General features: G+C 59.2%; 15 protein-coding genes. 7 read left to right on the top strand and 8 right to left on the bottom strand.

The annotated features are described in order from the left end of the window. Positions 1-29 precede the first annotated feature (29 nt). From AC3ISI_RS04685 to AC3ISI_RS04675, 3 genes are all read right to left on the bottom strand, one after another. Positions 30-350 (bottom strand): GIY-YIG nuclease family protein, encoded by a 321-nt coding sequence (locus AC3ISI_RS04685; protein ID WP_489335683.1) that lies wholly within the window; start codon positions 348-350, stop codon positions 30-32. A gap of 39 nt (positions 351-389) precedes the next feature. After that, positions 390-860: a nuclear transport factor 2 family protein gene (locus AC3ISI_RS04680; RefSeq protein ID WP_489335682.1), complete on the bottom strand. Its 471-nt coding sequence runs from the start codon at positions 858-860 to the stop codon at positions 390-392. 131 nt (positions 861-991) lie between these two features. Beyond that, positions 992-1,624: a response regulator gene (locus tag AC3ISI_RS04675; RefSeq protein WP_489335681.1), complete on the bottom strand. Its 633-nt coding sequence runs from the start codon at positions 1,622-1,624 to the stop codon at positions 992-994. A gap of 449 nt (positions 1,625-2,073) precedes the next feature. On the opposite strand from AC3ISI_RS04675, the gene AC3ISI_RS04670 reads away from it, so the two are divergent. From AC3ISI_RS04670 to AC3ISI_RS04650, 5 genes are all read left to right on the top strand, one after another. Next, positions 2,074-2,703 (top strand): DUF1120 domain-containing protein, encoded by a 630-nt coding sequence (locus tag AC3ISI_RS04670; protein ID WP_489335680.1) that lies wholly within the window; start codon positions 2,074-2,076, stop codon positions 2,701-2,703. Positions 2,704-2,924: 221 nt separating this feature from the next. Continuing rightward, the gene (locus AC3ISI_RS04665; RefSeq protein WP_489335679.1) at positions 2,925-3,158 is read left to right on the top strand and encodes a hypothetical protein; all 234 of its coding nucleotides are present in this window, start codon (positions 2,925-2,927) and stop codon (positions 3,156-3,158) included. A gap of 36 nt (positions 3,159-3,194) precedes the next feature. Beyond that, positions 3,195-3,917 carry a fimbria/pilus chaperone family protein gene (locus tag AC3ISI_RS04660; RefSeq protein ID WP_489335678.1) on the top strand — a complete coding sequence of 241 codons (723 nt, stop codon included), beginning with the start codon at positions 3,195-3,197 and terminating at the stop codon, positions 3,915-3,917. 62 nt (positions 3,918-3,979) lie between these two features. Next, on the top strand, positions 3,980-6,478 hold the full coding sequence (locus AC3ISI_RS04655) for a fimbria/pilus outer membrane usher protein (RefSeq protein WP_489335677.1): 2,499 nt from the start codon (positions 3,980-3,982) through the stop codon (positions 6,476-6,478). 10 nt (positions 6,479-6,488) lie between these two features. Next, complete coding sequence (locus AC3ISI_RS04650; RefSeq protein ID WP_489335676.1) at positions 6,489-7,628, top strand: DUF1120 domain-containing protein; 1,140 nt, start codon at positions 6,489-6,491, stop codon at positions 7,626-7,628. A gap of 16 nt (positions 7,629-7,644) precedes the next feature. On the opposite strand, the gene AC3ISI_RS04645 is transcribed toward AC3ISI_RS04650, so the two are convergent. Further along, on the bottom strand, positions 7,645-8,955 hold the full coding sequence (locus tag AC3ISI_RS04645) for a CynX/NimT family MFS transporter (RefSeq protein ID WP_489335675.1): 1,311 nt from the start codon (positions 8,953-8,955) through the stop codon (positions 7,645-7,647). After that, positions 8,945-9,604, bottom strand: coding sequence for a FadR/GntR family transcriptional regulator (locus tag AC3ISI_RS04640; RefSeq protein ID WP_489335674.1), 660 nt, complete (start codon positions 9,602-9,604; stop codon positions 8,945-8,947). The genes AC3ISI_RS04645 and AC3ISI_RS04640 overlap by 11 nt, the downstream gene beginning before the upstream one ends. Positions 9,605-9,770: 166 nt before the next feature. Between AC3ISI_RS04640 and AC3ISI_RS04635 the strand changes: the two genes are divergently transcribed. Beyond that, entirely contained in the window at positions 9,771-10,082 is a 312-nt protein-coding gene (locus AC3ISI_RS04635) for a type II toxin-antitoxin system MqsR family toxin (protein WP_489335673.1), read from the top strand. Further along, on the top strand, positions 10,079-10,561 hold the full coding sequence (locus tag AC3ISI_RS04630) for a type II toxin-antitoxin system MqsA family antitoxin (RefSeq protein ID WP_489335672.1): 483 nt from the start codon (positions 10,079-10,081) through the stop codon (positions 10,559-10,561). Before AC3ISI_RS04635 ends, AC3ISI_RS04630 begins: the two co-directional genes overlap by 4 nt. A gap of 57 nt (positions 10,562-10,618) precedes the next feature. On the opposite strand, the gene AC3ISI_RS04625 is transcribed toward AC3ISI_RS04630, so the two are convergent. Genes AC3ISI_RS04625 through AC3ISI_RS04615 form a run of 3 tightly spaced genes read right to left on the bottom strand, consistent with a single transcriptional unit; the run spans position 10,619 to position 13,683 of the window. Next, entirely contained in the window at positions 10,619-11,383 is a 765-nt protein-coding gene (locus tag AC3ISI_RS04625; RefSeq protein ID WP_007944823.1) for an amino acid ABC transporter ATP-binding protein, read from the bottom strand. Between the two features lie 10 nt (positions 11,384-11,393). Beyond that, on the bottom strand, positions 11,394-12,491 hold the full coding sequence (locus tag AC3ISI_RS04620) for an amino acid ABC transporter permease (protein WP_489335671.1): 1,098 nt from the start codon (positions 12,489-12,491) through the stop codon (positions 11,394-11,396). A 10-nt stretch (positions 12,492-12,501) separates the two neighbouring features. Next, positions 12,502-13,683, bottom strand: a complete 1,182-nt coding sequence (locus AC3ISI_RS04615; protein WP_489335670.1) for an amino acid ABC transporter permease — start codon at positions 13,681-13,683, stop codon at positions 12,502-12,504. Positions 13,684-13,730: the final 47 nt, after the last annotated feature.

Genomic DNA, 13,730 nt, shown 5'->3' with positions numbered 1-13,730 from the left:
TACAGCATTGCCTGATGGGCACTTATCAGTCAGGTTGATAAACCCGCAGTGGCACTCGCGACCAGGCATTCCTTGGCGCTTTTTTTGAGTTTTTTGATCAGTCGCTCCTGACGTAGCGCTTCACTTTTGTCGCGGCAGACTTCGGTGTAAACCAGGGCCACGGCCGGGCTGGAGAGGAAAAACCGCGCGCCCTTGCCGCTCTGATGAGTGGCGAAGCGGCGCACGGGATTGTCGCTGATCCCGCAGTAGAGCGAGCCATTGGCCGCGCGAACGAGGTAGACGAACCAGGGTTTGCTGACGGGCAGCACCGGTTCGGCGGCAATGTCGGAAGATTCGCTCAGGGTGCTCACGTGACGATCAGGGCGTGTAGGAGACAAGCCGCGATCTTATCAGCGACTGGCCTGGAATGCCTTCAGCCCCTTGAGCGCTTGAGCACGAACGGCGTTTCTGACCAGAGGCGTCCACCCCAGAATCAGCCCTTTGAAACCCAGCGCCTGCCGCGACCAGGCCCACAGGTCGAAGCTGTCGTGGTGCTCGCAGATCTTGCCGTCGCGAAACACGAAGCGTGCCTGAATGTCGTTGACCACAATGTTGCCGGTCTGGCTGAACAGATACGTCGCCACCCAGTGCGCACCGCCCGTGCGCTCGTCGGCCCGCACGTTGTCGAAGGTCAGGGAAAAGTCCTTGGCCCGGGTGGTCAGCATGCGCCACATGTCGCCGGCATCGCGGCCGCGCAGTTCGCCGAACGCCGGATCACTGAACACCACGTCGTCGGTGTAGCAGGCGCTCATGGCCTCGGCATCCAGGCGCTGGAAAGCCTGGTAGAACCGGGTGATCAATGCGCTGTGGGCATCACTCATGAACAGACTCCCTGTGCTTGCAAATCAGCTTCGTAATATTGCCTGCACGATAGTCTGCAAACGTCGGGAAAACCATCAGGATTCGCCGGGCTAATATCGCGACCATGGCATCTTGGGTGCAAATTTCCTGACTAGGGAACAAGGCCGTTGTCCCGGGCATAGGCAAAAAGATCCACATCCGTGAAAATGCACAGCCTGAGCATGGCCATATTTTTTTGTTTGCTGATGGTCGAAATGCTGCGTTTGTTATGGGCGGCGATCTCAGAGACCGTCATGCCAGTGGCAAGCATCCTCACGACTTCACGCTCCTTGGTCGACAGCGACGGCTCGCGTGCCGGGTCGCGGCTACCTGACTGTTCCAGCGGCGCGCGTAACGCCTCACTGATAAAACGTCGCCCTTCGCGTGCGGCCTTGATGGCCATGGGTAACTCCTTGGCCGACGCCCCCTTGGCCACAATGGCTACCACACCCTGGGCAAATACCGCCCTGAGCGTCGCTACATTGGCAAACATAGTCACCAGGATGATCGGCAATCGCGGGTAGTAACGCCCAATCGTGTTCAGCAACTTCAGACCATCGGCCTGCTGATTGCCAGGCATAGAGAAGTCAGTGACCAACAGATCGCAGGGGGTCCCAGACAGCAACTTCAGCAAGCTGTCCGGTCCGTCTGCTTCCCCCACAACCACGCACATTCGGTTCGCTTCGAGAAGCATCCGCAACCCGATACGTACGACAGGATGATCATCAGCAATAATTACGCGCATTGTCGGATATCTCCTATTCGGTGACCGGAATGCGCGGAAAATAACGTCCTCCTCCTCCCCCTACAACAGCGAATATGGCTGGTAAGCCACGTAACTCAATGATTACGGGGGTGCTTCCATTTTCCTATGAAAGAAAAAGAAGCCCCCTACACCTCCCGACTACACGCTGTAGTGCAGAAGAACTACAGACAGTTGGAACCCGACCAGCAAACAACGAATCAGCCCAGTCCCGCCCCCGACAACGCGTCGCACGCTTTCGTAATTGTTGCATTCCCCCTGCCCGGCCCGGCCGTTAGATTTTGCCGCACCGCAGATCGGCGTTGTCCGTTTTGCGCATGAACCGGGCGTACACCTTTGATAACGACCGCCAGCGCAGCACACCCGCTGCGCTGAAGTCGCGAGGTGCAACCCCCGACCTTCCTAAATCTTGCATCACGAAGAATCCATTCATGAACAAGCACCTCTCGATTTTTACCGCAGCCTTACTCCTCACCGGTACAACCTCCGCTTTCGCGGCATCCAGCACTGACCTGACCGTCAAAGGCACCATCATCCCGGGTGCCTGCACACCCACCCTATCCGCCGGCGGCATCGTCGATCATGGAAAAATGTCAGCAAAAGACCTGAAGCCAGACACCGCCACCTACCTACCCGACACGACATTGCAACTGGCGGTGAACTGCGACGCAGCGATCCTGTTTGCCCTGTCACCTATCGATAACCGTGCAGGTACTGGCATTGCCAAGACCTACTTTGGTCTGGGGCTGACCAATTACGGCGAAAAGCTGGGCTACTTTCGAGTTGTTCCGCGCAACGTGATGGCCGACAACGTCGTCGCACGGGCCATCCTGTCCACAGACGGTGGTCAGACCTGGCTCACGGAAGGGTCACAACAGTTTTGGGGGACGAATAACATCTGGGCCGTGGCGGCCACGAGCGATACCAGCACGCCGGTCGCGATCAAGGACATGGCCCTGGATCTCGTCGTGCGAACCGGTATTGCCCCTACCAATAGTCTGACCCTGACTGACGAAGTACAGATCGACGGGTTTGCCACCCTGGAAGTGAAGTACCTGTAACTCGACATCAACCAATGGGCTGGCGCGATACGGCGCCCGGCCCGTCAGTTTTGGGTAACCCGACATGGAAAACATCACCAGAACGTTCGCTGCAGTGCTGCTGATCGGTTGCGTCCCGGCGGCGGGATTATCGACCATGGGAAATTGACGGCAAAAGACCTGGCCCCTGAGAAGCCCACCGCGTTGCAAACCGGTTTGATCCGATTGCTGACGATGTGCCGGTGAGAACCATCCTGTCCAGTAACGAGGGCGTCAGCTGGAGGCCATCGTCCTATCTGGGACACGCAGGCTTGACCGCGTTCGCCACCCAGTCCGACTTGACCACCCCGGTTGCCATAAAAGACTTGAGTGCCAGGCTGACCGTATTCACCACAATCGTGCGGGCCAATGACCTGCCGCTGATGGATGAAATCCCAATTGATGGCCACGCCACGATGCAGCTCAAGTACTGGTAACGCCGGTCACTGTGTACCCACTCGACGAGACACCTGATGACGATGTTCATTACTTTCGCGCGCCTTCTGAAAACCAGTGGCCTTGGCGCAATAACCCTGCTGGCAACCTGGCAGGCTCAGGCCGACGGCATGATCCCGAACACTTCGGTGGTGATCGTCAATGAGGCGGACGGCGAGGCTTCCGTCTCCGTGACGAACAGCGACGCCAACCTGGCACTGCTGCACGTCACCATCGAAGACATTCCGCAAGACACCGAACCCCTGGTGTTCGTGACACCACCGCTGGCGCGCGTCGAAGCCTCCAAAGTCCAACTGGTGCGCTTCATTTTGCAATCGGAAAAACCCTTGCTTACCCAACGGCTGAAGCGGGTGATTTTTGAAGGCATGCCGCAAGGCAGATCCGCCACCGAACCTGGGCATGCCCGTGTGGGAGTGACGGTGCGACAGAACCTGCCGATGATTCTTCACCCCAAGGGCCTGGCGTCCAATCGCACCCCGTGGACGGACCTGCAATGGTCTCTGCAAAACGGCCAGCTAACCGTTCGCAACGACACGCCCTACGTCGTGCGCCTGGCTCAAGAGGTGCAACTGATGCCCGCCGCGACTCAGGCGATGTTGCCACGAACCTATGTGTTGCCCGGCGAGCACATCACCATCGCGGCGCCACCGGGGATGGCCACGCACGTGCGCTTTCAACCGGCCACCGTCTACGGTTTTGCGGTACCGATCCACGAAGCACCCATCAAATCCCAGGGCTGAAAATGCACGCTGCACGCGTGCCTGAAACCACAGCGTAATCGGCCAGCCAGCAAGTGAACTCCATGAACACAGTATTGATTTACCGTGGCGGCGAAGCCCTGCCCGCCATTCCGGCCGCCGCTCTTTTTTTGTCACGGCTCTGGGCAAATGTGGCCTTGCTGTTGACGCACACACTGATCCTTCTCGACGCCTGCGCCGATGACCTTGATGTGTCACCGCAGCTCGCATCGTTCGACAAAAACACCTTGCAACAGCGCGGTATCGATCCGGCGCTGGCCACGTTGCTGCTGGCAGCACCGCGCTTCACCGCCGGAAAACACCCGGTCACGCTGACAGTCAATGGCACAAGCCGCGGTCGGGTGGACGTCACGTTCAATCACCAGGGCGCCGTGTGTTTTGATCGCGTTCTGCTGGATGCGGCAAATTTGAGCGTGGCGGCCAGCGAAGACCCGGCCGAGGGCATGGTCAGGGACGATCAACCCTGCTTCGACATCCTCGGGACCTGGCCGCAGACGCTGATCGAGCACTACCCGGCAAGCCTCGGCCTGTCGTTGATTGTACCTACCGATGCCCTGCGCCCGGTTTCCCGGGACATCTCCGATTATCAAACCGGCGGGATCGCCGGCGTCCTCAACTACGATGCCACCACCCTGTACAACCACGATGGCGAAACAACGAGCCACTACGCCGCCGCCAACACCGAGCTTGGATTCAATGCGGGCGACTGGATCGTGCGCAGTCGTCAGGTGCAGACCTGGCAGGACGGTACTTCCCGCACGGACCATCTGGAGGCTTACGCTCAACGCACCTTTGCCAGTCAGGCGGCGGTGTTTCAGGCGGGTCAGATCAACCTCTACAACCCAGTGCTGGCCAGTGCCCAGATCACCGGCGCACAGATACTGACCGAACAAGCACTTCAAATTGAAGGCCGACGCGCCACCATCGGAGGCATCGCTTACAGCCAGGCGCAGGTAGAAGTCCGGCAGAATGGTTCGCTGATCCACTCGACGGTGGTGCCCGCCGGCCCGTTCTCCCTGAACAACATACGCCGACTCAACAGCCGCTCCGACGTTGAAGTCACGGTCAAGGAAGCCAATGGCAGCGAACGAACCTTTACCATTCCCGCCACGATGCTCGGCATCGATTTACCGGCACCGGGTTACTCGCTGGCCGCAGGCAAACTGCGCAACCTCGGTGACAGCGATGACGATACACCCTGGGTGATCAGTGGCGGATGGAGCGGTGCACTGCAGCGCGAAGTCATGCTCAGCGCAGGGTTGACCGGTGCCGCCGACTATAGCGCTGTCGGCCTGGGCCTGGGTATGCTGCCTTGGCCCGACACGTTGATTCAAACCACCCTTCAGGGCGCCGACACGCGTCGTGATGACTCCGCTCAGGGACTTCAAGCAGACCTGTCCCTCTCGCAACGCTTAAGCGAACAATGGTCGATCAATGCGGGGATGTCCTACCGCACCTTCGGTTATCGTGAACTCGAAGACGGGGTCATCGACTCTGCGTCTAACAATAGCCGCTCCCGTTACCGCGACCAACAAAACGCCGCCCTGGCCTGGTCGCACCCGTGGTTGGGAGGGTTTAGCGCGGGGGTAGCCCGCTCGAACACTTTCGACGATCAGAGCAGCAGCCGCGCGCTGGCATCATGGGGTACCAGCATCCTCGGCGTAGCTGTTTCGGTAACGGCGGAGTGGCAGGTCAGCGGTGAAAACCACAGTGATGACAGCCTGTACCTGAGCGTGAGTGTTCCGTTGGGAGAAAATCGTCGGGGGCGAAGCTGGGTGCGTAATTCCGGGGGGGAGCATCGCAGCGGCGTCGGCTTGAGTGAACAAGTCAACGATCAATTCGGTTACCGGGTGGGCGTAGAGCACGACTCTCGCAATCAGCAAACCCAGTCCACCGCGGGCGTTTCACTGCTGCCGCGCTACAGCCTGCTGGACCTCAACTACATTCGCTCCGATGCCCAAAGGTCCAGCTATCAGGCAAGCGCTCGCGGCGGTGCCGTGCTGCACCGTTCGGGAGTGACGCTCTCGCCCTATCCGGTGAGCGACACCTTTGCGCTGCTCTCGATAGGCGATATGAACGCCATCAAGATCACCACGCCCAGCGGTCCGGTCTGGACCGACCGGCAAGGTCAGGCCATCGTGCCGCAGTTGACCGCTTATGGCCGCAGCCCGGTTGAAGTCGATACCCGATCGCTGCCGCGCAACGCCGATATCAGCAATGGACTGGCGGTCATTTCAGCCGGTCGGGGGGCTGTGGACAACGTTGAATTCGAGGTCGAGATAACCCGCAGGGCCTTGCTCCACGTCTCCACTGGCAGCGGTGCCCCCCTGCCCCGCGGTGCCACCGTGAAGACCGAAGAGGGTGAGTTCGTCACCCTTGTGCAAGACGGCGGCCGGGTGTTTCTACCCAACGTCCTCGACCCACGAACGCTGTGGATAACAGCACCGGGGATGGCTCGCTGCCAACTGCACTTCGAGCTTCCTGCCAAAGCCGACACGCAGGCGTACTACGAGACCGTCGCTGCCCAATGCCGAACTCTTTGAGGATCACTTCATGAACTCGCCCCGCCTTTGGCTATGGACGCTTGGCCTGTTGACGCTCTGCGGGCTGCCACCGCTTGTCTGGGCTTTCCCCGACGATTGCCAGTTCAACCTGAGCCAACCCGTGCTCGACTACGGAAGGATGAACCGGGCAATAAATCCCGGTGCAACATCGGAGCGCAGCTTGGGCCAACGACGAATGAGTCTGAGCGTTAGCTGTTCGCAACCGATCGACATGAGCGTGTTTTATCGGGCGGTGGCGGCCACGTCCGAACGCTTTCGTTTTGCCGAACTCGGCAACTATGAAATACGTGTTCACGATGCGATCCTCGATGGGCAGTCGGTGCAACTGGGGTTGATTGCCGGCGACCGGCAGTCCGTGGGGGAAAGCGCTTCGAGCCTGGTCTGGCGACCGACTCAGGGGATCGCTCCAGTGCGGGCCGGCCTCCCTGTGCAAGGACGCAGTTTTGCCGTCCAGCTTGAGTTGACCGCATGGGTTCAAGAGCGAGCGTTACAGCAACGTGATGCAGTTTTCTGGGAGACCACCGGTATTTTCGACGTCGCAGCGGGACGCTCGCGGCAGACTACCCTGCGCGCCAGTTTCGCCCCGGCAGCTTGCGAGCCGGTGTTATCCAACGCAGGAGTGGTCGATTTCGGCACCTTGCCGAGCAAGGACCTGAACCCCGACAAGAGTACGCGACTGCCCCCCAAAACCCTGTCGTTACGCGTCAACTGCGATGCACCGACACATTTTGCCTTGCGCATGCAGGACAACCGCGAAGGGTCAGCGACGGTCACCAGCGAGGTTTACTACGGCCTGGGATTTGATCACCGCAACAACAAAGTGGGTCTGTATTCGCTGACCTTCGACCCGGCAAGTGCCGTTGCCGACAACTTCTCGCGCGTCTACCGAACCGACTCAACCACCTACGGCGCGGCATGGAGTATGGCCAATACAAACCCGATTTCGATCGCCCAAAAAAGTTACCTGGGGTTTACCGACAGTGCTGGCAGCAACGCGGGTCCGGTTGCGATCCAGCACCTTACAACCGGGGTGACGGTCGAGGTCGTCATCGCTCCCGCCTCACGCCTGGACCTCAGTAACGCCGTCAATCTGGATGGCTCGGCGACACTGGAGATTGTTTACCTCTAGGCACGGCCCCTGGACATCAGATCTTCTCACTGACGACTTGAACGTACAGCGAACGTCCGGCACCGAGGCCGGCGACGATTGCGCCGAGGCCAATGACGCCGAAGATCCATCCCAGCGCCGTCCAGCCGCCGGTCCAGTCATGCACGATACCGACCGCGAACGGCCCCATCGATGCCAGGGTGTAGCCAAACCCCTGGGCCATGCTCGACAGGTTGGCCGCCACGTGCGAGTCCCGCGAGCGCAGCACGATCAGGGTCAACGCCAGGCTGAACGTAGCGCCCTGCCCCAGACCGAGCAGAATCGCCCAGCCCCACAGGCCTTCGATCGGTGCGTAGAGACAGCCGAACAGACCGCCGAGGGTCATCAGCATCACCACCACAATGGCCAGGCGCTGGTCCTTGCCGCGTGTCGCCAGCCAAGGCGCCGCGAGAGAACTGGCCAACTGGACGATCACCGATCCTGACAGCACCAGACCGGCCTGGGTCGGTGTCAGCCCGCGACCGATCAGGATCGACGGCAACCAGCCGAACACGATGTACGCCAAAGACGATTGCAGGCCCATATATAACGTCACCTGCCAGGCCAGCGGATCGCGCAGTAATCCGCGAACACGGTAAGCGACGTTGTGTGCGCCAGTTTTCTGGCCACCCACTTGCGGCAACCAGAAGATCGCCGCGACCAGCGCCGGCAGCACCCAGAAGCCCAGGGCCATAGCCCAGCTCTTGTCGAAATGCTCACTCAACGGCACGGTTGCACCGGCGGCCATCGCGGCGCCCAGACACAGTGCCATGGTGTAGACACCGGTCATGGTGCCGGCCTGTTTCGGGAAGTCACGCTTGACGATGCCTGGCAACAACACACCGATCACGCCGATGCTCGCACCCGCCAGCACGCTGCCGGCAAACAAGCCGATCTCGCCAAATGAACTGCGCAAAATGATCCCGCCCGCCAGCGTCAACAGAATCCCCAACACCACCCGCTCTGCGCCAAAACGGCGCGCCAGCACCGGAGCCAATGGCGCGAACAAGCCGAGACACAACACCGGCAATGTCGTCAGCAAACCGGCCTGCGCAGCCGACAAACCGAGTGCCTTTGATATCTCGCTGAGCATCGGCGCCATGCTCGACAGTGCCGGGCGCAGGTTCAACGCCACCAAAATCAGGCCCAGCAACAACAACCATGGCCGGCGCAGCAGCGGGTGGCTCTGCTGGACTTGTTCGTCATCGGCCTCGGCGTCGATCAGCAACTCTTCGAGCTCCGCCGTGCGCTTGGGTTGCGTAAGATTGCTATCGCTGCTGGACATGGATTTCTCGGTTTCAAGGTTCATTGATCAACTGCCTCGACAGAGCTTTGGCCCGCTCCGGGTCCCGTTGCTCGACGGCATCCAGCAATTCGATGTGCAGGTCGAACACTTCCTGGCGTCGCGGGGTGATATTCAAGGACTGGCGCAGTTGCGCGCCGACAACGCTGGAGAAATAGCGATACAACTCGCTGAGCGTCGGGTTGTGCGCGGCGTCCACCAGACGGCGGTGAAACACCAGATCGCAAGCGATGTAACTGTCGAGATCCCCGTGATAGTGGCTGCCGCTGACGCCGAGCGCTTCGCGCAATGCCACCAGGTCTTCGTCTGTTCGGCGCAATGCTGCGAGCCCGATGGCCTCGACCTCAAGGATGTGCCGGGTCTCACGGGCCTGCTCGCGGGAGCAGCGGGACAGCGCTTTCATGGTATCCAGCGGATCGATCACCGCCCGCAGGTAACTGCCGTCGCCCTGACGGATGTCGATCAACCCGGAAAACGCCAACACGCGCATGGCTTCGCGCACGGTGTTGCGGCTGATGCCCAGCTCGGTCGCCAATTCCGGCTCGGTGGGTAGACGTTGGCCGACGACCCAGACGCCTTGCGTGATGCGAAGGCGTAGCTGATCCAGCGCTTGGTCGACCAAGGATCGCTTGGTCAATGGAGAAATGTCTGACATAGAATTCGCCCTTTCATCCAATCATAGGATGAATTTTCTGACAGGTTAGTCAGCTACACGTAGGACGGCAACCGCCTACGGTCAGAGAGAGGGAAATGGAGCGGGATTTTCGATTGGTCAAAATTACCCTTTAAGGGTAATTTCAGGGATAGGTGCAAGATTTCTTATGGAGAAGAACACGCCCCATTACAACCTCACGGTGATCAAGGACGATGTCAGGCGGCTTGGGAAAAATGCATTTACCGCAACCGCGCGGAAAAACGGCCGGGATCTGGGTTTAAGCCTCGAGGAAATGCAGGAAGTCGTTTTCGAATTACACGGCAGGATGTTGTACAAATCGATGACAACCTATAGCGATCATCGGATTTGGCAAGACGTGTACCACATCACTTCGCACGATTTGGAGATTTACATCAAGGTCACTTATTGCTCAGGCGGTGAACCTCCGGTGATCTCCTTCAAGGAGAAAAACCCATGAACACCAAACAATGCTTCAGTTGCGGCGCATCTGAAGGAATGCGGCACTTCGAAGGTCGCGGTCAAACCATGAGCGTGAAAGGAATGGAGCGCCGGATTGATGATTTGTCTGGATGGGAGTGCCAGGCATGCGGGGAAGTCATACTCGACCCCGGCTGCTCGGAGCGCTATTCGGATGCCGGCGACGAGTTAGTCCTCGCCGGCAGACAAATGATCGGCAACGAGATGAAGCGAATCCGCCGCAAACTGCACCTGTCGCAAAAAGAAGCGGTTCTGCTTTTGTCCGGAGGCGGGCATAACGCGTTTTCTCGTTACGAGCGCGGCGAACTGCTTCCACCTAAAGCATTGATGGTGCTGATGCGCTTGCTTGATCGCTACCCGCATTTGCTCACCGATGCGCGAAGTTTGGGCGAAGGCGCAGACTTGAGAGGTTTCAAGGACATCATTCACAAAGAACATGAAACGCTCACTGTGTCCTGAACAGCACACACAACAAACCCGGCACAAGGCCGGGTTTGTTTTACCTGTCAGCCGACATCAATGCAGGATCTGGCTCAGGAACATCTTGGTCCGCTCATTCTGCGGGTTATCGAAGAAGTCGTTCGGCGCGGCCTGTTCGACGATTTCACCTTTGTCCATGAAGATCACGCGGTTGGCCACGGTACGGGCGAAACCCATTTCGTGCGTCACGCAGAGCATGGTCATGCCGTCTTCAGCCAGGCCGATCATAGTGTCCAGCACCTCTTTCACCATCTCAGGGTCGAGTGCCGAAGTCGGTTCGTCGAACAGCATGATTTTCGGTTTCATGCACAGCGCGCGGGCAATCGCCACACGCTGTTGCTGGCCACCGGACAGTTGCCCCGGGAATTTATGCGCCTGCTCCGGAATGCGTACGCGCTCCAGGTAATGCATGGCGATTTCCTCGGCCTGACGCTTGGGCATTTTGCGTACCCACATCGGCGCCAGGGTGCAGTTCTGCAGGATGGTCAGGTGCGGAAACAGGTTGAAATGCTGGAACACCATGCCGACTTCACGACGGACCGATTCGATCTGCTTGAGGTCGTTGGTCAGCTCCACGCCATCGACCACGATGCGGCCCTGCTGGTGTTCTTCCAGACGATTGAGGCAGCGAATGGTGGTGGACTTGCCGGAGCCCGACGGGCCGCACAGCACGATACGCTCGCCCTGTTTAACGTTCAGGTTGATGTCTTTCAATACGTGGAACTGGCCGTACCACTTGTTGACGCCCTGCATCTGAATAATGCCTTCAGGGCTCACAGGCTTTTTGATTGCTTCGCTCATTACAGAACTCCTAACGCTTGTGGCCAGTGTCGAGCTTGCGTTCCAGATGCATGGAATAGCGCGACATACCAAAACAGAAAATCCAGAACACCAGGGCCGCGAAAACATAGCCTTCAGTGGCCATGCCCAACCATTTCGGGTCGGCGGCAGCTTGTTTGACGCTGTTGAGCAGGTCGAACAGGCCGATGATGATCACCAGACTTGTATCCTTGAACAGCGCAATGAAGGTGTTGACGATGCCAGGGATCACCAGCTTCAGGGCTTGCGGCAGAATCACCAGGCCCATGCTGCGCCAGTAACCGAGGCCCATCGCTGCAGCCGCTTCGTACTGACCTTTTGGAATCGCTTGCAGACCACCGCGCACCACTTCAGCCACGTAGGCTGACTGGAACAGGATCACGCCGATCAGCGCCCGCAGCAATTTGTCGAAGTTCATGCCTTCGGGCAGGAACAACGGCAACATCACCGAAGACATGAACAGCACCGTAATCAGCGGCACGCCGCGCCAGAATTCGATGAAGGTCACGCAGACCACACGAATCGCCGGCATGTTCGAACGACGGCCCAATGCCAGGACAATACCCAGCGGCAGAGCGCCAGCGATACCGACCGTCGCGATCACCAGGGTCAGCATCAGGCCGCCCCATTGGCTGGTCGCCACGGCGCTCAAACCCAACACGCCACCGTGCAGCAGGCACCAGGAAATGATCGGGTACAACACCAGGAAGCTCAGGCCATACACCGCTTTATGGTGAAAACGAGAGATGAACAATGGTGCAATGCCGATGACCGCCAGCCACACCGTCAGGTCCACGCGCCAGCGCAGTTCCGGCGGGTAGTAGCCGTACATGAACTGGCCGAAACGCTGTTGGATGAACACCCAGCAGGCGCCCTCCTTGGTGCAGTCGGCGCGGGTGGTGCCGACCCAGTTGGCATCGAGGATCGCCCAATGCAGGATCGGCGGGACAACGAGGTAAATCAGGTAGAACGCAAACAGGGTCAGCAGGGTGTTGAGCCAGCTGGAGAACATGTTGGCGCGCATCCACGCCACGACACCGATGCTGCGGTTCGGTGGCGGCATGTCAGGTTTGAAAGTATGAGTGCTCATGCGCTTTTCCTTACCGCTCGATCAGCGCAATGCGCTTGTTGTACCAGTTCATCAGCAGGGAAATGCTGATACTGATCGCCAGGTAGACGCTCATGGTGATCGCAATCACTTCGATCGCCTGCCCGGTCTGGTTCAGCACCGTACCGGCAAACAACGAAACCATTTCCGGATAACCGATACCGGCCGCCAGCGAGGAGTTCTTTGCCAGGTTCAGGTATTGGCTGGTCAGCGGTGGAATGATCACGCGCAGCGCTTGCGGGATGATGACCTTGCGCAGGGTGGGACCATTGCGCAGGCCGAGCGAGTGCGCCGCTTCGGTCTGGCCGTGGCTGACCGACTTGATGCCTGAACGCACGATCTCGGCGATGAATGCCGCGGTGTACACCGTCAAGGCCAGGGTCAAAGCCAGCAGTTCGGGGATCAGCACCCAGCCACCGACGAAGTTGAAGCCTTGCAGCTTCGGCATTTCCCAGTGCAGCGGCGCGCCAAATATCAAGGCGCACAGCGCAGGGATCACCAGAAGCAGCGCCAGGCCGACCCAGAACTTGTGGAACGGCACGCCCGTCGCTTCGAAGCGTTTGGTCGCCCAGCGGCTCATCAGCACGATGGCGACAATGGCCACAGCGACGCTGACCACAAACGGCCAGAAACCGTCCGCGACCAACGCTGCGGGCATGTTCAGGCCGCGGCTGCTGACAAAGAAGGTGTCGCCAAAGTTGTGGCTGTTGCGCGGCCCCGGCATGGTCAGGAACACCGCGAAGTACCAGAACAGGATTTGCAGCAGCGGTGGAATGTTGCGGAAGACTTCCACATAAACAGTTGCCAGCTTAGAGATGATCCAGTTCTTCGACAGCCGTGACACACCGACGATGAACCCGAGGATCGTCGCCAGGATCACGCCGATGAAGGTCACCAGCAGTGTGTTGAGCAGGCCGATGACAAACACCCGGGCATACGTGTCCGATTCGGTGTAGTCGATCAGGTGTTGAGCGATGCCGAAACCGGCACTGCGCTCCAGAAAGCTGAAACCGGAAGTAATGCCCCGGTGTTGAAGGTTGGTCTGCGTGTTGTCGAACAGATACCAGCCCATCGAGACCACCGCCACAATGGTGATGATCTGAAATACCCACGCACGCACTTTGGGATCGCTGAGGCTGAGCCTCTGCTTTGGTGCGCCGATTGAATTTTGCATGAAGTGCCCCGGATGTAATGGAACAGAACATCACCCGGCGGTTGGCC

It is taken from the genome of Pseudomonas sp. GL_139_B, assembly GCF_057834475.1.
Note: the sequence above shows the minus strand (reverse complement) of the source record. Positions and strands in the feature narration are given on the sequence as shown.